The sequence below is a fragment of the Streptomyces sp. Edi4 genome (genome assembly GCF_040253615.1).
Taxonomy (GTDB): domain Bacteria; phylum Actinomycetota; class Actinomycetes; order Streptomycetales; family Streptomycetaceae; genus Streptomyces.
The window spans coordinates 2,344,560-2,363,652 of record NZ_JBEJGY010000004.1; the positions used below are offsets into that span (position 1 = coordinate 2,344,560).

The window sequence follows — 19,093 nt, forward strand, 5'->3', positions numbered from 1 at the left end:
CGGGGGCAGGGCTCGAGCCGTACGCGGGGCTCGCGACGGAGGCCCAAGCCGTGCGCAGGGCTCGCGGCGGGGCCGGTGCCCGCGACAGGAGCCGGGGCTCGCCGCAGGGACCCGAGTCGTACGCGGGGCTCGCCGCAGGGACCCGAGTCGTACGCGGGGCTCGCGACGGGCCCAAGCCGTGCGCAGGGCTCGCGCCGGGGGCCGGTGCCCGCGACGGGGCCCAAGCCCTGCGCAGGGCACGCGGCCGCGCGCCGGGCCGGGTCCTCGGCCGACGGCTTCGAGCCGGCCCGCGTCACCGCCGATCCGCACGGAGCCCACGGCCTTCCCCGCCCATTAACTCGCGCGCCAACTCCCTTTGCCACGGAGTAGCTTGAGGATCTGACCCGGGAGCTGGGGGAAGCTCCCGATCTGCCTCAAGGACCCATCATGATTCTCTGGATGATCCTTCTCGCCCTATTGCTCCACGGATTCGGCCTGGGCCCCGTCGCCATCGTCTTCTGGGTCGCCATCGCCGCCGCGCTGGCCGGCACCCGGCGCCGGCCGGGTGGGGACCGGGCCCCCGGCGCGGGCAGCGGGCCCGCGCGTACGGACACGACCTACCGCGCCTACCGCGCGCGGCGGGACCGGATGGACCGCTGGGAGCGGCGCTACCAGCGCGAACGCCAGAGCCCCTTCTCGCGCCACCGCGACTGAGACGGCCGCCGGGCCGGCCGTGCGCGACCTCGCGCCGGCCGGCCCGTCACAGCCAGCCGTTGCGCCGGAACCCCCGGTGGATGACGAGACAGGCCACCGCCATGACCCCGAGTGCCATGAAGTACCCGTAACGCCAGTGCAGTTCGGGCATGTTCTCGAAGTTCATGCCGTAGATGCCGCACACCATCGTCGGCACGGCGACGATGGCCGCCCAGGCGGTGATCTTCCGCATGTCCTCGTTCTGGGCGACGGTGACCTGCGCCAGGTGCGCCTGGAGTATGGAGTCGAGCAGCCCGTCGTAGGCGGTGATCTGCTCCACGGTACGAAGGAGGTGGTCGGCGACGTCGCGGAAGTACGGCCTGACCTCCGCGTCCACGGAGGGCACCGGTTCACCGGCGAGCTTCTGCAAGGGCCGGGCGAGCGGCGCCACCGCCCGCTTCAGTTCGAGCAGTTCGCGCTTGAGCTGGTAGATCCGGCCCGCGTCACCGCGCCCGGCGTTCTCCGCGAAGACGGCGGCCTCGACGGCGTCCATGTCGCCGCGCATGGCGTCGGCGACCTCCAGGTACTCGTCGACGACATGGTCGACCAGGGCGTGCAGCACCGCCGACGGGCCCTTGGCCAGTTGCGCGCGCTCGCCCTCGAGCGCCTCCCGCAGCGGGCCGAGCGAGCCGTGCATTCCATGGCGCACGGTGATGACGAAGTCCCCGCCGGTGAAGACCATCAGCTCGCCGGTGTCCACCACCTCGCTACTGGCGGTGAGTTCCTCGTGTTCGACGTAGCGGCACGTCTTGAAGACGGAGAAGAGGGTGTCGTCGTACGGCACGACCTTGGGGCGCTGGTGCGCGGTGACGGCGTCCTGGACAGCCAGTGGGTGCAGCCCGAACAGCGCGGCGATCCCCGCGAACTCCTCCTCGGTCGGCTCGTGCAGCCCGACCCAGACGAACGCCCCGTCGCCCAGTTTGCGCACCCTGCGCAGCGCCTCGTCCACCGGGCAGTCCTCCGGCCGGCGCGCGCCGTCGACGTACACGGCGCAGTTGACCACGGCGCTTCCCAGCGGCGAGCGCGCCGGGTGGCTGAGATCGACGCTCCTGCGGTAGGCGCGGCGCACCGCCCTCCGCAGATTCCGCATCATCGCCACGACAAGCTCCCTTTCCCCGCCTTCACCGAACGAGCGGCCAGTGTGCCACCGCCCTCGTCACGTCCACGCACCCCCTGAGGGACGTGATCCACCGCTCGCGCGTTCCCTCAGCGGCGTACGGCTGCGGCCACCGCCCGCAGGTAGCGGCGGGTGGCCAGATCCTGGAGCAGGCGGGTGAGGGGGCCGCCGAGCCGGGCGTACCAGAGCTCGGGCCTCGAGAACGCGGCGACCTCGAACCAGACACGCCCGTCGGGGTCCCGGCCCACGACGAACGCCTCCTCGCCGCGTTCGGGGTGCCCGGGCAGCGTGCCGTAGGCGAATCCGACGCGCTCGGCGGTGTTCACGGTCCAGATGACGCGGCAGGGGATGACGAGCCGGGGAAACGCAGTCCCGGGCAGGCGCAGGACGACCAGGGTGGTCGCGCCGGAGGTGACGGGTGCACCCGGATACACGCCGAACCCGGCGCCCCGCTGGGTCCCCCAGTCCAGCACATACCCCCCGGCACGCTCGAACGCCTCCGGCCCGTGCCCGACCGTGATCCGCCGCCGGAACACGCGGTAGCCGGCCTCCGGCCCCGGCAGTACGGGGCCTGCGGTGGCGCCGACCTCCCCGTATCCGGGCCCGGCCGCACACGCGCGCTCGTACGCGCCCCGCAGGCCCGCCCGCCGTCTCCACTCGACACCCATGGCTCCTCGCCTTCCCGCCCCCACCCGCCGGACTCACCGGAGTCCCCTTCCGCAAAGGGGTTACTTTTCAGCCAACCACAGGCGTACTCTCGGCCATCCGGCGGTGCCTCCCCCCGCTCCCGGCCCGCCGGACCCGGCGTCGAGCGACCCCGAGCCCCGCTACGGCGCCACCGCGAAGCCCCGTCCTCGTGCGACGGGGCTTCCGGCCGTCGGGGCCGAGCACCCGGGGCACGCCGCGTGGGCCCGGGCCGACGGCTCGAAGTGACCGCCCGCACCGGCGAGTTGCGGGGCGCGGGTACGCCGCGTGGCGTGCGGCCCGGGCACGACGAAGACCCCGGCCAAGATCGCCTGGAGCCTTCGCGCCGGTGGAGCGTCGTGGACGGGCCCGAATTCGAAGCGCGGCAGCGGCCGGGGACGGTCCCGAACCGCCGCGCCGGCGGTGAACGGCCCCGGTTCCGAACCGCCGGGCCGGCAGTGACGGGGGGCCCGATTCCGAACCGCCGGGCCAGCAGTGCACGGGCCCGGCCCCGAACCGCCGCGCCAGCCGTGAACGGCCCCGGTGCCGAGCCGCCGGGCCGGCAGTGCAGGGCCCCGCCTCCGAACCGCCAGGCCCACAGTGGACGGGCCCGATTCCGAACGGCCCGCACCCGCTGGGCGCGAGTCCGCCGGGCGCCCGGCGTCCAGCGCCTGGCACCCGGCGTCCCGCCTCACCGCTTCTTGCGGATCTTCTTCATCTTCGCCTCGGCTTCCTTCTTCTTCCGCTGCTCGACCGCGTAGGCGGACCACGTCCCCTGATGCCTGGAGCACCGGGAGGTGCCGATGACCGTCTTGTTCTGACACCGCTTCCCACTTTTGGTGGGCGCTCCACACAACGGTTGCGTCACGTGCCCTCCTGCGTACGAATCGCCATGGACGGAACACCGCATCGTCCCAGGGACGACCGCCGCCGGGCAGGCGCGAACGGAGAGCATCGGTGCACGGACGGGGGCGGCTCTGCACGTGGGGGGGCAGACGAGGTGGTCCCCCACGGCCGCGGTCGGACAGGGGACGTCACCGCGCGAGTACGCCCCCGCCTGACCCCCTGGCGTTTTGCGTGCTCACGGGCGGAGCAGCGCGCTTCGGGCGCGAGCGATCACCCGGTGTGCGTCCGCGCCGTAGACCGCGGACTCGCGCAAGGCATTCCACACGGTTGCGTACAGACTGACCGATTCCTCGTCGTCCAGCCACAGCTCGGCGTGCCAGTCCTCGGTGATGGTGAGGCGGTCGTCCAGGATCCAGAACCCGTTGGCCGTAGGTACCTTCAGGGAGGAGGAGAGGGGCACGATGCCGAGTTCGATCGTGTCCATGCCGATGAGTCCGGCGAGCCGATCCAGCTGGGCGGCCAGCACTGACGGGGGGCACGTCAGGGCGTGAAGCGCCGGCTCCCACATGATGGCGTGCAGTCTGCGCCCCGGCTCGTACAGCCATTCCTGGCGACGCATGCGGGCCCGCACGGCTTCGTCGACATCGCGTGCGGAGCCGTGCAACCGCGTGTAGCTCAGGAACATGTGGCGGGCGTAATCGGGCGTCTGAAGCATGCCGACGATGACCGCCTCTTCCCATACCCGGATGGTGGCGGTCCTGCGGATCTCCGCGTTCCAGGTCTCTTGGACGGGTCCGTGGCCGTTGGCGAGCTGTCGGCGCCATGACCGGATGTGCGATTCGAATCCCTGCAACCGCGACGTGAGTTCGTTGAGAGCCTGCGGCGTCCCTGTTGCCGTGGTCCATCGCTTCAGGTCGTCGATCGTCGCCGTCTGCCGACCGTGTTCGAGCTTGCTGACCTTGGATGGCGGCCAGCCGAGAGCTGCGGCCAATTGGGCGCCGGTGAGCAGGGCTTGCAGTCTCAGTTCACGTAATCGCGCCCCAAGTGCGCTACGTGCCTGCTGGTAGTCCGTGCCCACCGGATCACTCCCGCTACTGCCTCGCGGTCAGCTGGGCCGCGAACTCCTCGAAGGGGGCGGCGTGATGCGTGGCCGCATCGCGCAGCATGGAGTATCGCACCACCTCGGCCGGCTCCGTGGTCAGCTCGATGTTCAGGAGCACGTCGTTGTCGTCGAAGCGGAGCACGGCCACGAGCCGGGAATCGAAGATCCAGAAGTCTTCGTCTCCGAGGTGCAGGCGTTCCGCGTCGCCGCGCCACAGGCTGCGGATGTCCTCGCCGGTCGCCGCGTTGCACTTCGCGTAGTCGAGGAGGAACAACTGGCCCGTGGTCGGGGGGTCGTCCACGACGCGGACCCTTCCTACGCGCTTACCTGCCGCGGTCTGGGCGCGCATGTTCATGGCCCAGGGGCTGTCGAGGTCCCACGTGGCGGAGCCGGTCTCCTTGAACGCGATGTAGGAGTCGTCGTCCAGGTCGGATGCGTAGCCACGGCGAGTCTCCAGCCTCCAGGCCGTGTGCTTGAAGCTGCGAAACAGTGCGCCGAGCTCGGCCGGTTCGATGATGTGCGGCACGTGCTCGGTCTCCTTCGGTCCCCAGTTGACGAGCAGGTCGCGCGGCACGATCACCGCCGCGTCCCCGTCGCTGAAGTGCTGGAGCTGATTCAGGTCGGTGGGGTCGGCGAGCGGCCTGCCCTGAACGATCACCTCGCCCGTCTCGGTGTCGGTGTGCAGGGCGGGGCAGCCGCCTTCTTTGCTGTCCGTGCCGTTGAAGCGCAGCCTCCGGGTCATGGTCACTGCCCTTTCGTGGACGTTGGTCCGCCCATCATTCCGGGCGCCCCCAAATCGGTACCACAGCGTGTGCGGACCCTCAGAAGAAATCCTGGGAAAGCCTGGTGCTCGCGTGGGAAATACCGAGAAATCGGGATAGCTGGGAGAACGCGTCATCCCTACCGTCCCGTTCATGGCAACGCAGAGCGACACGATCGATCCGAGCGCGGCAACCGAACAGCTGCGCGCCGCGCTGACCCGCGCGGGGATCGTCTTCCCGTCTCTCGGACTGGACGACGGCGGACCTTACGGCCTCATCAATCTCGGACGCGTCCGTTCCGACGTCGCGATCCAGCTGGCTGCCCGCCTCGATGAGCCGCATGCCGCCGCGTTCCCGCCGGACACAGCCCTGTAGCCACCGACGCACACACCCGATCCCAGGGACAGAGAGACTCTGTGAGCACCGCACCCGAAAAGGCACAAAACCAGGCGGTCAGCGCGTGGCTGGCAGCCAGCCTCAACCGTCCCGCCGACGCCTACACCCAGTGGGCCGACCGTCACCTCGCCGTCCTCGCGCTCGGCAGCCGGTTCTGCGCGTTCCGCCTGGCCGACGAACTCGTGCACGCCGTCGACGCCGCCACCGAGTTCTCGACCGCCTCGACCATCCTGCGCGCCCTCGCCGGCCCGGTCATCCACGACCCGCGCGGCCGCCGCTACTACGCCCTCGTGCCACCCGCCCCGCCGGGCCCAGACGCTGGCCCCCACGCGACATACCTCGGCCTCGGCCACTACATCGGTGTACCGCGCATCGGAGACGACCAGCACACCGACACATGGTCCAGCTACTGGGCCGTCCCCATGCCCGCACCCGGCACCCTGTGCGACCCGAACCGCGTCCTGAGGCTCATCCGCGCCGGCACGGCCGCACTCGACGAAGAGGCCGACGCGTGAAGCAGTGGGACTACGTCGGCTACGAACGTGAGGGCCGGACCGGGCTCATCACCGTCGACGACGGGCCCGACATGGAGCGGGTCGCCTTCCTACGGCCGTCGTCGCCCGGACAGCTGAGCGAGGCGACCATCCGGACCGGCGAGTTGCGTCCAGCTTCGGCGGTGGAGACGGAGACTGCGCGGGCGGCGGGGTTGACCCGGGAGTCCCAGCCAAGTTTCCTGCCGCACCGGCGCTGAGCGTCGACCGGCGTAGATCTGACGCGCGTTACGGGAGACGGTCCGGCCTCGGTCATGAGAAGGCCCCCAGTCGATTACGACTGGGGGCCGAAACAGGCTTTCGCCTGGACACATCTCGCTGGTGGGCGTGGACGGTTTCGAACCGCCGACATCTGCTTTGTAAGAGCAGCGCTCTACCCCTGAGCTACACACCCGTGGATGAGGAAACAGCCTACATGGCCCGCGACCCACCGCCGCACACCGGATCCCGGGGGTGGGGCTGGCACCACCTTGGATGCGGATGCGGGCCTCAGGGCGCGGCGCGGGTCGTGGCCCTAGCGTGGAGGGACGGCCGCGTGCGTGACGCGGACCGGCAGGCAAACCGGGGGAAGAACACCATGGCATCTCGCCTTCGCACCACGCTGATCGCCACGGGCGGGGCCGGACTGCTGGCGTTGGCTGTCGTGGGGTGCGGGAGTTCGGACGCGTCCAAGGCACCCGTCGAGCACAAGGACTTCGCGTTCGCCGGGAAGGCGCTGGCCATCGAGGCCGACGCCTCCACGGTCGTGGTCTCGCCCGCCGACGTGAAGGATGTCGAGGTCGACCGGCAGGTGGACGGATGGGTCGCCTTCGGCAGCGGGCCCGAGGCGAGCTGGGGGCTCAGGGACGGCACCCTGAGCCTCACCGTGAAGTGCAGCGGGCTGGTCGAGAACTGCGGCGCCCGGCACGTGGTGAAGGTGCCGCGCGGGGTCGCGGTGACCGTGCGCGACAACGACGGCCGGGTCGAGGCGAGCGGGTTCGACACCCCGCTGAAGATCTCCTGCGACAACGGCCGGGTGAGCGTCAAGGACTCCTCGGGCCCGCTCGACCTCACCTCGGACAACGGCCGGATCGACGGCGAGGGCATCCGGGCCGCCAGCGTACGGGCCGGCTCGGACAGCGGCCGGGTGGCGCTGACGTTCGCCGCCGTACCGGACAGCGTGGTGGCCACGAGCGACGACGGCCGGGTGGACCTGACCGTACCGAAGGGCACGTACAAGGTCGCGGCCCGCTCCGACGACGGCCGCGTCGACGTGGGCGTGGACCGCTCCGAGGGCAGTACGCACCACCTGACCGCGCGCAGTGACGACGGCCGGGTCACCATCCGGCACAGCTGAACCCGCCAGGCCGGCACAGCTGAACCCGCCCGGCCGTCACCGAACCGGCACCGCACGCGAAAGCCGGGGCCGAGCGTGAACTGACCGGGCCGTGTGTTCGTCCTTACCTGGTGGGAGAATGGACCGGGCAGGGCGACACAGCACGGGAGAGGGATGTGACGGCGACACACGCGCGGCCGTACAGCAGAGCGGGTGCCACCGTCCGGGATGTGCTGGCGCTCATGGCGTTGCCCCTGGTGCTCGGCGCATCGGTGCTGCCCGGCGCCTTCGCAGGCGGCGGCACGCGGCGCTGGTTCGGCGGGCGCGGGGAGAGCGTGCGGGCGGACGCGCAGGCCGCCAAGGACGCCGCGGCGGCCGCGTTCTACGAGCTCGACACCGCCCAGCGCGATCTGCGGATCTCCATCGAGACGATCACGGCGGTGGACAGTTCGCCCGGTGCCCGCCGGGCCGTCGACGACTTCGCCGCACTCGGCCGCCGCATCGACGAGGTCTCCAACCGCTACATCGGCGCGGTCGACGCCCATGACCTCGACCGCGACGGCCTCGACACCTCCGTGGCCGCACGGGCGCGGACGGAACTGACGGCCGCCAAGGACGAACTCGTCCGGGTCAAGGGCGACCTCGACCGTTTCGAGCAGAGCCTGCGCCCGCTCCTGGACACCGCCGAGACCCAGCTCGCCCGGCTCGCCCCCGCCGTGGAACGCGCCCGGCACGCGCTGCTCGGCGCCAGCACCGCCCTCGACGCGGTGCGCGCCTCGGGGCTGCGCGCCGACGACCTCGCCGCCCGGCTCGCCGCGCTCGGTCCGGAGCTGACCAAGCTCAACGAGGGCGCGGGCCGGCACGGCGTGCCCGAGACGTTGCAGCGCGCCGACCGCGTGCTGCGTGAGGCCGAAGCGCTGCGGGCCGAGGCCGAGCAGCTGCCCGCGAAGGCCGCCGAGATCGACCGCAGGCTGGTCTCGCTGCGTACCCGCGCCCAGGCGCTCACCACCCGGGCCGGGCAGGTCGAGCCGGTCCTGAGCGAGCTGCGCCGCCGTTTCGCCGCCGCCTGCTGGCAGGACCTCCAGCAGGTGCCCGAGCAGGCCGCCGTCTCCGTACGGCAGGCCGAGGACAAGCTCAAGGAGGCGGCCTCGGCGCGCCAGGAGCAGCGCTGGGCCGACGCCACCTCGCGTCTCAGTACGGTGCGGGCGCTCCTGAACACCACGGACGAGGCCGTCTCGGCCGCCGGTGACCGGTTGCGCCGTCTCGACGCGGTGGCCAAGGACCCGCAGCAGGAGATCCAGCGCACCCGTTTCGCCCTGCGCGACGCACAGCGCCTGGCGATGTCCGGCCGCGCCACCCCCGACCCCCGGCACGCCCGGCCCCTGGACGACGCGGTGGCACGCCTTGAGCGGGCCATCGCCACACTGGAGGGGCGTCACCCGGACTACTGGCACTTCCTCACGGAGACCGAGGCGGTGCGGGCGGCCGTGGCGCGGGTGGTGGCCACGATTCGCGAGGAGCTGGGGCACGGCGCCTGACCGGTCCGCTTCCAGCCCTGTCCCTGCCGCTGCCCCATCCGCCCGGCGCTGAGTTGTTGCGGACACCGGCCGGGCGCACCCTGGTGTACGTACGCCTGAGTACGTCACGTATGCCTGAGTACGTCACGTATGCCTGAGTACGTCATGTACGCCCGCGTACGTCATGTAGGCCCGCGTACATACGCGTGCGCCCGCGTACGTGCACGTGCGCTCTGCCGGTCTAGGGATGAGGAGGGCCGCCACGATGGCCAGCCATACGATCTCGCAGCGCTTCAACCACAGCCGGGTCTCGCTGAACGAGCACCTGCCGGTCGACCACCGGCTGAACCGCGTCTACCGCTTCGGCGCCGGGGCCATGGGGGTCGTCCTGCTGGTCTTCGGCATCCTCGGTCTGATCCACCGGATCGGCTTCTTCGACACGGGCGGTGACACCGTCGCCGGGCTGAACACCAATGGCGCGCTGAGCGTGCTGTCCATCGTCGTCGGCCTGCTGCTCCTGTACGGGATGGTCAAGGGCGGCAACTTCGCCTCCACCCTCAACATCGTGCTCGGCGTGCTGTTCCTGATCAGTGGGTTCGTGAACCTCGCGCTGCTGGACACCTCGCGGAACTTCCTCGCGTTCAAGATGCAGAACGTGCTGTTCAGCTTCGTGGTCGGGCTGATCCTGATGGTGTTCGGCATGTACGGGCGGGTCACGGGGTTTCTGCCGCACGACAATCCGTACTGGAGGGCGCGTCACGAGCACGTGGAGGAAGAGCGTCCCTGATCGTCCCGTCCGGGGCATGGACGGTGGGCGGAGGGCGGCTCGGTCGACCGCGGCTGAGCCGGCCCGGGCACCGCTTACTCTGAGGCCATGCCTCGTTATGAATACCGCTGCCGTTCGTGCGGCGACACCTTCGAACTCAGTCGGCCGATGGCGCAGTCCGCCGCGCCCGCGAATTGTCCTGCCGGGCATGAGGACACGGTGAAATTGCTCTCCACCGTGGCAGTGGGCGGCTCCGCGAAGTCCGGGCCGGCGCCGTCCGGCGGGGGCGGGGGCGGTTGCTGCGGCGGCGGTTGCTGCGCCTGACTCCGTCGGGGTGAGCGTGGGGCGCGGGGCGGGCCAAGGATGTGCACGCGGGCCAGCACCGGCCCCGCCAGGGACGCGAGGAACTGCGCGCCCAGCCACCCACGGCCCGCAGCCGGAACCCCTGGGGCTCCGCCCCAGACCCCATTCGCGCCTAAAGGGCGCTCGTCCTCAAACTCCCCCAAGGCCTTGAGGGCCAGGGGGACCCCCATGACAGGCTGAGGGTGCCGATGCGGGCCCGCGCGGACCCCTGCCAGGGGCACGGAGACGGGCTGAGGTTGCCCATGCGGGCCAGCACCAGCCCTGCCAGCGGCGCGGAGACGGGCCGAGGATGCCCGTGCCGGCCAGCACCGAACACTCAGGGGCGCGGGGAACTGCGCGACCAGACCCCACCCACCCGCACGCGAACCCCGCGGGGTGGGTCAGCGTTTGCGGGCGAGGGTGAGGCCATCCGCCACGGTCAGCATCACGCTGTCCATGCGCGCGTCCGCGGCCACGTGTTCATTGAACGCCCTGATCCCCGCCGCCGCCGCCCCGCCCGCCCCGGGATCCACCACCCGCCCGTGCAGCAGCACGTTGTCCGCCGCGATGAGCCCCCCGGCCCGCATCCGGGGCACCAACTCCTCCCAGTACGCGACATAGTTCTCCTTGTCCGCGTCCAGATACGCGAAGTCGATGTGCGGCTCGGCCGGCATCGCGCGCAGCGTGTCGAGCGCCGGCGCGATCCGCAGGTCGACGCGGTCGGCGACGCCCGCCTTCGCCCAGGCCTCCTTGCCGTACGCCGTCCACTCCTCGGAGATGTCGCAGGCGATCAGCGTGCCGTCGGCCGGCAGCGCCTGCGCCATGGCGAGCGCCGAGAACCCCGTGAAGGTGCCCACCTCGACGACGTGCCGGGCGTTCACCAGGCGTACCAGGAAGGCGAGGAGCGGCGCCTGCTCCTCGGCCGACTGCATGCCCGCGTGGTCCGGCAGCCGGTCGTAGGTGGTGGTCACCAGACCCCGCTGAACGGCGTCCAGGGGCGGATTGTGCGCCAGCATGTAGGCGTACAGCTCATCCGTGATCTTGGTGCTGTTTCCCTTGCTCATGCGGCGACCGTACCTGGATCTTGGCGCCGTTCGGCCGTTTCGCGTCAGCGCGCGGCACGGGCCAGGAAACGCCGCAGGATCTCCTCGCCCGCGACGACGCCGCGCTCGGCCAGCGCCTCGGTGTTCGGGGCGAGCCAGCCGGCCTCGGCCAGTTCGCCGTGGCCCGGGCGCCAGGCAGCGTCGGCGGCGAGCAGCAGGTCGGCGTCGAGGAGGGAGTCCCCGGCGGCCAGGGTGAGCGTGGCCCCGGTGCGCCGGGCGATCTCACGGACCGCCGCGCTCTTGGTGAGCGGCTTCGGCACGGCGTAGACCTTGCGGCCCTGGAGCGAGACGGTCCAGCCGCGCGGCCCGGCCCAGGCGGCGAGTTCCTTGACCCACTGCTCGGGCAGCGCATCCCGCTCGACGACGAGGTAGGCGAACAGGTCCTCGGCGGTCCGTTCCTTGCGCAGCCAGCGCGGGTCGGCGGTGGCCCGCAGGTGGGCGGTGACCTCCTCCAGCGGGGCGCACTCGGCGGCGATGCGGGCGGCCACCGCGCGGGCCCAGTCCTGGTCGGACGCGCCGTCGACGAGCAGATGGCCGCCGTTGGCGCAGATCGCGAACCGCGAGGGCGGGCCGGGGAGCCGGACGCGCCGGTACTGCGCGCGGGTGCGGGTCGTGGTGGGCACGAACACGGCCGCCGACTTCAGCTCCGTGAGCAGCCGGGCCGCGTCCTCGGTGACGTACGAGAGGGGCTTGTGCTCGTACACCTCGACGCACAGCAGTCTCGGCGCCCGCTCGTCGGGCCCGGCGATGGCGAGGGCCGCGCTGGAGTAGATCAGGGTGCGGTCGAGGTCGCTCGCGACCAGCGGGAGCGGGCTCATTCGGCCGCCACCGCCTTGCCGTCGGCGCCGGTGGCACCCCGGGTGTACTGGGGGTGGATCAGGCCGACGCAGCTGTAGGGAAGGCCGTCCACCTCCTCGACGGGTACGCCGCGCTGCTCGGCGAGGAGGCGGACGTGGTCGAGGTCGGCGCCCGCGCCGCGCCCCGCGAGGATCTTCCAGGGGACGCGGCGAAGGAGCACCCGGGTGGTCTCGCCGACGCCGGGCTTGACCAGGTTGATGTCGTGGATCCCGTACTCCTCACTGATCCGCTCGACGGCGGCCCAGCCCTCCCAGCTCGGGGTGCGGTCGGTGTCGCGCAGCTCCTTGGCCTCGCGCTCCACGTCGTCCTCGACCTCACCGAAGCGGGCCGCGACCGCGTCGAGGAAGTCGCCCGACACGTCCGCGCCGGCCAGCTCGCGGTAGAACTTGGCGCCGTGGAAGTCGCCGGGGCCGATGAGGTCCTGGCGCAGCACGGTTCGTGAGATCAGGCCGCTCACCGTGGAGTTGAGGCAGGCGGAGGGGATGAGGAAGTCCTCGCGGGTGCCGTAGGTGCGCACACAGGACCCGGGGTCGGCGAGCACGGCGATCTCCGGGTCGAAGCCGGAGAACTCGGGGAACTCCCTTATCGCGGCGGCCAGTTCGCGGGTGATGGCGCCCTTGCCCGTCCAGCCGTCGACGAACACGACGTCGGCCGGGTCGTGGTGGGCGGCCAGCCAGCGCAGGGCGTTGGGGTCGATGCCGCGCCCGCGCACGATGGACACCGCGTAGTGCGGCAGGTCGAGGCCGTGGCGGTGCCGGGCCCAGCGGCGCATCAGGACGCCGACGGGGGTGCCGGCGCGGGCCAGCGAGACGAGCACCGGGCGCGGATGGGGGTCCCCCCGGCGCTTTCGGCGTTGGGGGAGCTCGGTCAGGACGGTCTCGGTGACCACGCCGACGGCGCGCGCGATCCGGGGGGCCGATGCGTCGAGCGCGGCGCGGAACAGCTCCTGGTACTGGGGACTCGGCTGGTACTCGACCGGCAGCGACTCCGCGTAGTGGGCGCCGCCGTTCTGGATGGCCTCCTCGCGCTCCTCCGTGGGGGCTTCGAGCTCGGCCCCGGACAGGTCCTTGAGCAGCCAGCCCACCTCGTCGGGCGCGTAGGAGGAGAAGGCGGGTCCCCTGAGAGGTTCGGGCAGCGGCTCGGGCATGGGGGCACCTTGGGGTACGTAACTGGGCAGCACGGCCAGCACGACGTGCGGTATGTGGGCGGCGAGCTGGGCCAACAGGCCGTCGTGCGCGTGCAGTTGGGGGGTGTCGGCGACCGAGTCGACGACGGCCACGACCGCGTCGAAGCCGCCGCCCGCGACGTTGTAGGCGTACCGCTCGCCCGGTCCGTCGGCCGGGTCGTCGTGCGCGGGGAAGGCGAGCCGGGTGCGGATGGCGTAGCCGGGGTCGTCGACGGCGAGGACGGGCGAGCGGGTGGTGGTGGAGTAACGCACCTCGGCCGCGCCGAGCTCTTCGAGGGCGACGGCCAGGCGCAGCGGCGCGTACATCAGCTCTTCGAAGCCGAGCACGAGGACGCGTCGCGGCCGCGCGCCGGCTCCGGTGGCGCCCAGCGCCTCGGCGAGCCGGTCGGCCATGCCGGGCAGCGCGGCCTCCAGCTCGGCCCGGTGGGCGGGGGTGAACCCGTGCCGCCCGCCGTCGGGCAGGCCGGCGGGCCAGCGCGGGTCGACGCGGTGCGGGGCGCTCCACTGGGGAGCGCTGCTCTTACCAAGCAGGTGTCGGGGGCTCTTCGTCTCGTACTGCTCGACCAGCGCCCGCCCCTTCTCCAGGACCCCCTCCGGCAGCCGTACCGTGCCCGACGCGGCGGCGATCAGGTCGACGCGGGCGCCGGTCTCGGCCGCGAAGGCGGTGAGGCGGTCGCGGTCCCCGGGGGCGCGCATGTCGACGAGGGCGACGATCACATAGTGGTCGCGGGGGTGGCGGGCGTGCAGGTCGCGGATGGTGTTCAGGACCGTGTTGCCGGTCGAGAACTCGTCGTCGACCAGCACCAACGGGCCGTTGCCCGCGAGGAGTTGGGGATCTTCGGGCAGGATCAGGTGGGAGGTGGCGTGGGAGTGGGACTCCTCGAATCCGCCGGCCACGGCCACGCCCTCGACCGGGCGCCGGGTGGAGTGCAGACAGGGGGCCAGGGCCAGGCCGTCGGCGACCGAGTGGCCAAGGCCCGTCGCGGTCTCGGCGTACCCGAGGACCACGGCCCGCGCGGCCGACTCGTCCCCGAGCAACTTCCGCACGCGTACGCCCAGTTCGTACCCGGCGCGCCACACCACCGCCGGGCTCTGCGGCACGTGCTTGCCAAGGACGTTGGAGACGAGCAGGTGGGCGCGCTTGGGGTTGCGGCGCAGGGCGAGCCCGAGCGCGTCGCGCAGGCGCTCGTCCCCGACGAGCTCTACGCCCAGCCGCTCGGCGACCCACGTTCCCGACCACTCAACCACGTAGCTGTCTCTCTCTGTTCGTTCGTGTCGTTCGCACGAAAGGGTTTCTCGTTCGCGCGAAAAGGGTTCTTGTTCGCCCGCACGGGACCGGCCATGGCGCGCGCCTTCAGACGGCGAGCCCGGCGGCCAGGAGGTCCACGAAGCCGACGTCCTTCGCGGCGACGCCGAACACCTCGGCCCGCAGCAGGGTGCGCTCGGCCCAGGCGCGGTGCGGCTTCACCTCGTTCATCTTGTTCGTGTACGCCGAGCGCAGCACCCCGCCGCCGTCCCGTTCGGGGCGCAGGATGTCCGCCGCGTCGCTGAACTCCTCGTGACTGACCACCGAAAGGGCGTGGACGGGCGCCACGTGCGAGGGGTGGATGCAGGTCTTGCCGAGCAGGCCGTTGGCCCGGTCGAGCTCGATCTCGCGCAGCAGGCCGTCCAGGTCGTGCTCGATCAGGGCGGTGCGCAGCTTTTCGGCGCGGCCCTCCAGGAAGGGGCTGCGGCGCAGCTGGGGCTTGAACATCCGCTCCTGGAGCCGGAAGTACTCCCACACGGGGCCGGTGATGGTGAAGCCGCTGCCGTCGGCGCGGCCCAGCACGTTCACCACGTCCGCGATGACGCCGGCCACGATCTGCACGTCGTACGCCGTCATCTCCGGCGAGCGGCGCAGTCCGTAGGCGGCGCAGAAGTCGGTGACACCGAGGCGGAGCGCGAGGACCCGCTCGCGGTACTTCTCCACGGCGCGGGCGATCCCGGCCAGGGTTTCGGCGCGGGTCTCCAGATGGAGCAGCTGGGACGATTCCAGGACGGGCATGGCGAAGAGCCGGTGGCCGCACGCGGTCTCGGCGGCGGTGAGCGCTTCGAGGAACGGCAGGCCGCGCTCCTCGGTGAACTTCGGCAGGACGAAGCCGCTGAGCAGCCGGGCGGAGGTGCCCATGCGCTGGACGAGGCCGGTTATCTGGAGCGGGTCGCGGACGCGCACGAACAGCAGCGGGACTTCCTCGCCCCGGGCTTCGAGGTCGGCGAACTGGCGGACCAGGTTGTCCTCGGCTGCCGCCACCTCGGCGTCGTCGATCGAATCCTCCAGGCACAGGACCATGGACACCACACCCCGGCGGGCCTGTTTCAGGACGTCGTCGGCGAGGGCGGGCCTGGTCGCGGGGCTGTAGAGCGTCGCGCCCAGGGCGGCCGACAGCACGCGTGCGGGCGAGCCGGCGGTGAACTCACCGGGCTCCTGATGGAAGAGGTCCTTCCGCACAGCCGACGGGACGTGCCCGAAATGACGCATATATATCCCCTGCACTGCCCGGCGGGCCAAGATTTTGGGTGGCCGGTAATAGTACGTAAGAAGACGTGTCAAGAGTTCCCCAAGTGCATGAAATTCGCGTAACTCATCTGCATCGTCACGCCCCGTGGGCCACGCGCGTACGCCGCGGGACGGCCGGGGGACGGGACCGGGCCGGTCCCCGCGTTGTCCGGGGGGCCCGCGGGGAGGCAGGATGACCGGCATGACGCACGCGATGCTGAAGGGATCGAACGTCCCGCTGAAGGCTTCGGCCGTACGGGCCGTGCTCCGCTGGTCACCCGGCGCCGACGTCCCGGACGTGGACGCCTCGGCGCTGCTGCTCGCCGCCGACGGACGGGTGCGTTCGGATGAGGACTTCGTCTTCTACAACCAGCCGCGCCATCCCTCGGGTCTGGTGCGCCGGCTGCCCAAGAAGCGGGTCGCGGAGGGTCTGACCGACACCGTCGAGGCCGATCTGTCGGCGCTCGACCCGTCCGTGGACCGCGTGTTGATCACCGCGTCGTCGGACGGGGCGACCTTCCGCGCCGTGCGCGATCTGCGGATCGCGCTGTTCGACGCGGCGGCGTCGGGGGGCGAGCCGGTCGCGCTGTTCGATGTGAAGCCCGAGACCGGCGAGGAGACCGCGATCATCTGCGGTGAGCTGTACCGCCGTGGCGAGGGGTGGAAGTTCCGCGCGGTGGGCCAGGGGTACCCCACCGGCCTGGTCGGTCTCGCCACCGAGTACGGCATCTCGGTGGACGACGGCGAGGGCGCGCACGGCGTGGCCGGCGCGGACAGCGCGAGCGGCGTCGGTGGCGTCGGCGGGCCTGACAGCGCCGGCAGCGCGTCCAACTCATCGAGCGCCCCTAGCACCCCGAGCGCGCCCAGTGCGCCGTCCGTGCCCCAGCCGCTGCCCAGGCACGCGGCCCCGCCCGCCTACGGCTATCCGCACCCTGCTCCCCCGACGAGGCCGCCGGCCGCGGCGCCCTCCTACGGCTATCCGCAGCCGGCCTCGCCGGGGCCCGCGTACGGCTACCCCCAGAGCGTCCCGGCGCCTGCCCCGGCCCTCACGCCGGACCCCGCGTTCGTACTGCCGCCCATGGGGCCGCAGTTCATCCGCTCCTAGGTCGTCGCGGCCGCGGCTCAGGCCTTGGTCTTGTAGCCGCGGCCCCACTGGAGCCCCCAGCCGTACAGCCGGTCGAGCTCGGCCTGGAAGCCGTACACGAACTTCACCTCGCGGCGCACCACCATGTCGCCCTTGACGTTCTCGATGGAGACCACGGCGCAGGAGCGGGCCTCGGGCGCGCGCTCGTCGAGTTCGATCTCGATGCGCGGGCCGTTGCTCGGATACAGCGTCACCTTGGCGTGGGTGCGGTCGAAGGCCGGCGTCTGGTCGTAGATGTAGACGAAGATCAGCAGTCGTTTGATCTCGTCGCGGTGGTCCAGGTTGACGAAGACCGTCTCGCCGGAGGCCGAACCGAATCGGTCGTCGCCGCTGCACTCCACGTACGGCGGTTTGTTGGTGGCGCCGAAGAAGTTGCCGAGCGGCTGGACGACTCCCTTGGTGCCGTCCTGGAGTTCGTACAGACAGCCCAGGTCGAGGTCCACGTTGACCATGGACTGGGTGTGGCCCTGGACCATCTCCGGCTTGAAGAACTGGAGCGGGTGGCGCAGCAGCCGCCCGCCCTGCTCGGGTTTGCCGCCGAAGTCCGATGTCCGCATCCGCCATGACAGGTTGACCCGCAGGCTGCCGGTGTTGGCGCCCTGCTTGCCGAGCGAGACCGTGTTGTGCCGTCGGGTCAGCTCGATCGTGTTGGTCGCCGCGCTGCCCGAGTCGAACTGTGAGGCCTTGCCTCGCCACAGGCCGTCCCAGAACGCCATTGCCCCCACCCCATAGGTCGTGAACCGTCCCCGCACACGCCGGCACCGGACCGGCGACACACCGCGGGGCGGCCGGCGAGGCCGGAGCCTCGTGACCGCCCCGCTCAGAGCGTTCCTCATTCGAGGGCGGATCACACGCCCTGGGGCGTGCGCTCCGGAAGCACCGGGGTCACACCCCGGAGCCGACTTCCGCCGGTTCGCCCGCGCCCTCGCCGTCGGCCGCCGCGATCCGCCGGTTGCGGCGCACGGAGGAGAAGAAGGACCACGCGATGAGGACGACGCCGACCAGACCCGTGATCACGTCGTTGATCTCGTACTGGATGGTGACGAGCAGGATCACGGCCAGCGCACCGATCGCGTAGTGCGCTCCGTGCTCCAGGTAGACGTAGTCGTCCAGGGTGCCCTGGCGGACCAGGTAGACGGTGAGCGACCGTACGTACATCGCGCCGATGCCGAGGCCGAGCGCCATCAGGACGATGTCGTTGGTGATGGCGAAGGCGCCGATCACGCCGTCGAAGGAGAACGACGCGTCCAGGACCTCCAGGTAGAGGAACATGAAGAAGGCGGCCTTGCCGGCCATGGCGACGGCGGACACCTTGCTGCCGGTGCGCTTGGCCTCTTCCTCCTGCTCGTGCTCACGCTCCTCGTCCTCTTCGAGGCGGTTCTCGAAGTAGCCCGAGAGGCCGCCGACGACGAGGTAGGTGATGAGGCCGGCGATGCCGGAGATCAGGACCGTCTGCGCCTTGTCCACGTGCGCGCCGCCGTGCTGGTGGGCGTGGGTGGCCACCGTCATGGAGGCGACGAGCAGCGCGATCAGGGCGATGCAGACCGAGAGCATGTCGATCTTGCCGAGCTTGGCCAGCGGGCGCTCGAGCCAGGCGAGCCATTTGATGTCGCGGTCCTCGAAAATGAAGTCGAGGAAGATCATCAGGAGGAACATGCCACCGAAGGCGGCGATGGAGGGGTGCGCGTCGGTCACCAGCTGCTGGTAGCGGTCCGCGTCGTTCAGGGCCAGGTCGACCGCGTCGATGGGACCGATCTTGGCGCTGATGGCGACGATGACGACGGGGAAGAGCAGGCGCATGCCGAAGACGGCGATGAGGACGCCGACCGTGAGGAAGATCTTCTGCCAGAAGGCATTCATCTTCTTCAGGATTCCGGCGTTGACCACCGCGTTGTCGAAGGACAGCGAGATCTCCAGGACCGCCAGGATGGCGACGACCCCGAGGGCGGTCCAGCCGTCGTAGAGCACGGCCAGGGCCAGGCCGATCGCGGTGATCACGAATGACCAGCCGAAGGTTTTCAGAAGCACTGACTTCCCCATCGTGTAGAGCGGGCCGACCCGACGAAGAGCGGGTGTCCCCCCGCACCGCGCGCGGCTTGACGCAGCTGTCTCCCGGAGGCGGACCCCCGGGCCCCCT

At 71.4% G+C, this 19,093-nt stretch carries 20 protein-coding genes and 1 tRNA gene; 9 read left to right on the forward strand and 12 right to left on the reverse strand.

What is annotated here, in order from left to right:
- The first annotated feature begins 426 nt into the window (after window positions 1-426).
- The gene (locus ABR738_RS12650; protein WP_350230073.1) at window positions 427-693 is read left to right on the forward strand and encodes a hypothetical protein; all 267 of its coding nucleotides are present in this window, start codon (window positions 427-429) and stop codon (window positions 691-693) included.
- Between the two features lie 46 nt (window positions 694-739).
- Here the strand turns inward: ABR738_RS12650 and corA are convergent, their stop codons facing one another.
- The 5 genes from corA to ABR738_RS12675 form a co-directional block, all read right to left on the reverse strand.
- Window positions 740-1,825 (reverse strand): magnesium/cobalt transporter CorA, encoded by a 1,086-nt coding sequence (gene corA, locus ABR738_RS12655; protein ID WP_350234543.1) that lies wholly within the window; start codon window positions 1,823-1,825, stop codon window positions 740-742.
- A 113-nt stretch (window positions 1,826-1,938) separates the two neighbouring features.
- Entirely contained in the window at window positions 1,939-2,517 is a 579-nt protein-coding gene (locus tag ABR738_RS12660) for a DUF1990 domain-containing protein (protein WP_350230074.1), read from the reverse strand.
- A gap of 707 nt (window positions 2,518-3,224) precedes the next feature.
- Window positions 3,225-3,401 (reverse strand): hypothetical protein, encoded by a 177-nt coding sequence (locus tag ABR738_RS12665; protein ID WP_350230075.1) that lies wholly within the window; start codon window positions 3,399-3,401, stop codon window positions 3,225-3,227.
- Window positions 3,402-3,614: 213 nt separating this feature from the next.
- Complete coding sequence (locus ABR738_RS12670; RefSeq protein WP_350230076.1) at window positions 3,615-4,457, reverse strand: helix-turn-helix domain-containing protein; 843 nt, start codon at window positions 4,455-4,457, stop codon at window positions 3,615-3,617.
- A gap of 13 nt (window positions 4,458-4,470) precedes the next feature.
- Window positions 4,471-5,223 carry a DUF6879 family protein gene (locus ABR738_RS12675; RefSeq protein ID WP_350230077.1) on the reverse strand — a complete coding sequence of 251 codons (753 nt, stop codon included), beginning with the start codon at window positions 5,221-5,223 and terminating at the stop codon, window positions 4,471-4,473.
- Window positions 5,224-5,395: 172 nt separating this feature from the next.
- On the opposite strand from ABR738_RS12675, the gene ABR738_RS12680 reads away from it, so the two are divergent.
- Genes ABR738_RS12680 through ABR738_RS12690 form a run of 3 tightly spaced genes read left to right on the forward strand, consistent with a single transcriptional unit; the run spans window position 5,396 to window position 6,389 of the window.
- Entirely contained in the window at window positions 5,396-5,617 is a 222-nt protein-coding gene (locus ABR738_RS12680) for a hypothetical protein (RefSeq protein WP_350230078.1), read from the forward strand.
- Between the two features lie 41 nt (window positions 5,618-5,658).
- Window positions 5,659-6,153: a hypothetical protein gene (locus ABR738_RS12685; RefSeq protein WP_350230079.1), complete on the forward strand. Its 495-nt coding sequence runs from the start codon at window positions 5,659-5,661 to the stop codon at window positions 6,151-6,153.
- Window positions 6,150-6,389 carry a hypothetical protein gene (locus ABR738_RS12690; protein WP_350230080.1) on the forward strand — a complete coding sequence of 80 codons (240 nt, stop codon included), beginning with the start codon at window positions 6,150-6,152 and terminating at the stop codon, window positions 6,387-6,389. The genes ABR738_RS12685 and ABR738_RS12690 overlap by 4 nt, the downstream gene beginning before the upstream one ends.
- Window positions 6,390-6,508: 119 nt before the next feature.
- On the opposite strand, the gene ABR738_RS12695 is transcribed toward ABR738_RS12690, so the two are convergent.
- Window positions 6,509-6,583, reverse strand: a tRNA-Val gene (locus ABR738_RS12695).
- A 183-nt stretch (window positions 6,584-6,766) separates the two neighbouring features.
- On the opposite strand from ABR738_RS12695, the gene ABR738_RS12700 reads away from it, so the two are divergent.
- The 4 genes from ABR738_RS12700 (at window position 6,767) to ABR738_RS12715 (ending at window position 10,111) form a co-directional block, all read left to right on the forward strand.
- Window positions 6,767-7,525, forward strand: coding sequence for a DUF4097 family beta strand repeat-containing protein (locus tag ABR738_RS12700; protein WP_350230081.1), 759 nt, complete (start codon window positions 6,767-6,769; stop codon window positions 7,523-7,525).
- Window positions 7,526-7,680: 155 nt separating this feature from the next.
- Entirely contained in the window at window positions 7,681-9,042 is a 1,362-nt protein-coding gene (locus ABR738_RS12705; protein WP_350230082.1) for a hypothetical protein, read from the forward strand.
- Window positions 9,043-9,286: 244 nt separating this feature from the next.
- Complete coding sequence (locus ABR738_RS12710; RefSeq protein WP_350230083.1) at window positions 9,287-9,808, forward strand: DUF4383 domain-containing protein; 522 nt, start codon at window positions 9,287-9,289, stop codon at window positions 9,806-9,808.
- Window positions 9,809-9,895: 87 nt separating this feature from the next.
- Window positions 9,896-10,111 (forward strand): FmdB family zinc ribbon protein, encoded by a 216-nt coding sequence (locus ABR738_RS12715; RefSeq protein WP_350230084.1) that lies wholly within the window; start codon window positions 9,896-9,898, stop codon window positions 10,109-10,111.
- 419 nt (window positions 10,112-10,530) lie between these two features.
- On the opposite strand, the gene ABR738_RS12720 is transcribed toward ABR738_RS12715, so the two are convergent.
- The 4 genes from ABR738_RS12720 to ABR738_RS12735 all read right to left on the reverse strand — a co-directional run bounded on the left by ABR738_RS12720 (window position 10,531) and on the right by ABR738_RS12735 (window position 15,794).
- Window positions 10,531-11,193: an O-methyltransferase gene (locus tag ABR738_RS12720; protein ID WP_350230085.1), complete on the reverse strand. Its 663-nt coding sequence runs from the start codon at window positions 11,191-11,193 to the stop codon at window positions 10,531-10,533.
- Between the two features lie 44 nt (window positions 11,194-11,237).
- Window positions 11,238-12,050, reverse strand: coding sequence for an HAD family hydrolase (locus ABR738_RS12725; RefSeq protein ID WP_350230086.1), 813 nt, complete (start codon window positions 12,048-12,050; stop codon window positions 11,238-11,240).
- Window positions 12,047-14,524: a phosphoribosyltransferase gene (locus ABR738_RS12730; protein ID WP_350230087.1), complete on the reverse strand. Its 2,478-nt coding sequence runs from the start codon at window positions 14,522-14,524 to the stop codon at window positions 12,047-12,049. The genes ABR738_RS12725 and ABR738_RS12730 overlap by 4 nt, the downstream gene beginning before the upstream one ends.
- Window positions 14,525-14,630: 106 nt before the next feature.
- Window positions 14,631-15,794, reverse strand: a complete 1,164-nt coding sequence (locus tag ABR738_RS12735; protein WP_350230088.1) for an HpcH/HpaI aldolase/citrate lyase family protein — start codon at window positions 15,792-15,794, stop codon at window positions 14,631-14,633.
- Between the two features lie 220 nt (window positions 15,795-16,014).
- On the opposite strand from ABR738_RS12735, the gene ABR738_RS12740 reads away from it, so the two are divergent.
- Entirely contained in the window at window positions 16,015-16,917 is a 903-nt protein-coding gene (locus tag ABR738_RS12740) for a TerD family protein (protein WP_350234544.1), read from the forward strand.
- Between the two features lie 17 nt (window positions 16,918-16,934).
- On the opposite strand, the gene ABR738_RS12745 is transcribed toward ABR738_RS12740, so the two are convergent.
- Both ABR738_RS12745 and ABR738_RS12750 read right to left on the reverse strand, forming a co-directional pair.
- Window positions 16,935-17,672, reverse strand: a complete 738-nt coding sequence (locus ABR738_RS12745) for a TerD family protein (protein ID WP_350230089.1) — start codon at window positions 17,670-17,672, stop codon at window positions 16,935-16,937.
- A gap of 169 nt (window positions 17,673-17,841) precedes the next feature.
- Window positions 17,842-18,984: a DUF475 domain-containing protein gene (locus tag ABR738_RS12750; RefSeq protein WP_350230090.1), complete on the reverse strand. Its 1,143-nt coding sequence runs from the start codon at window positions 18,982-18,984 to the stop codon at window positions 17,842-17,844.
- Window positions 18,985-19,093 lie beyond the last annotated feature (109 nt).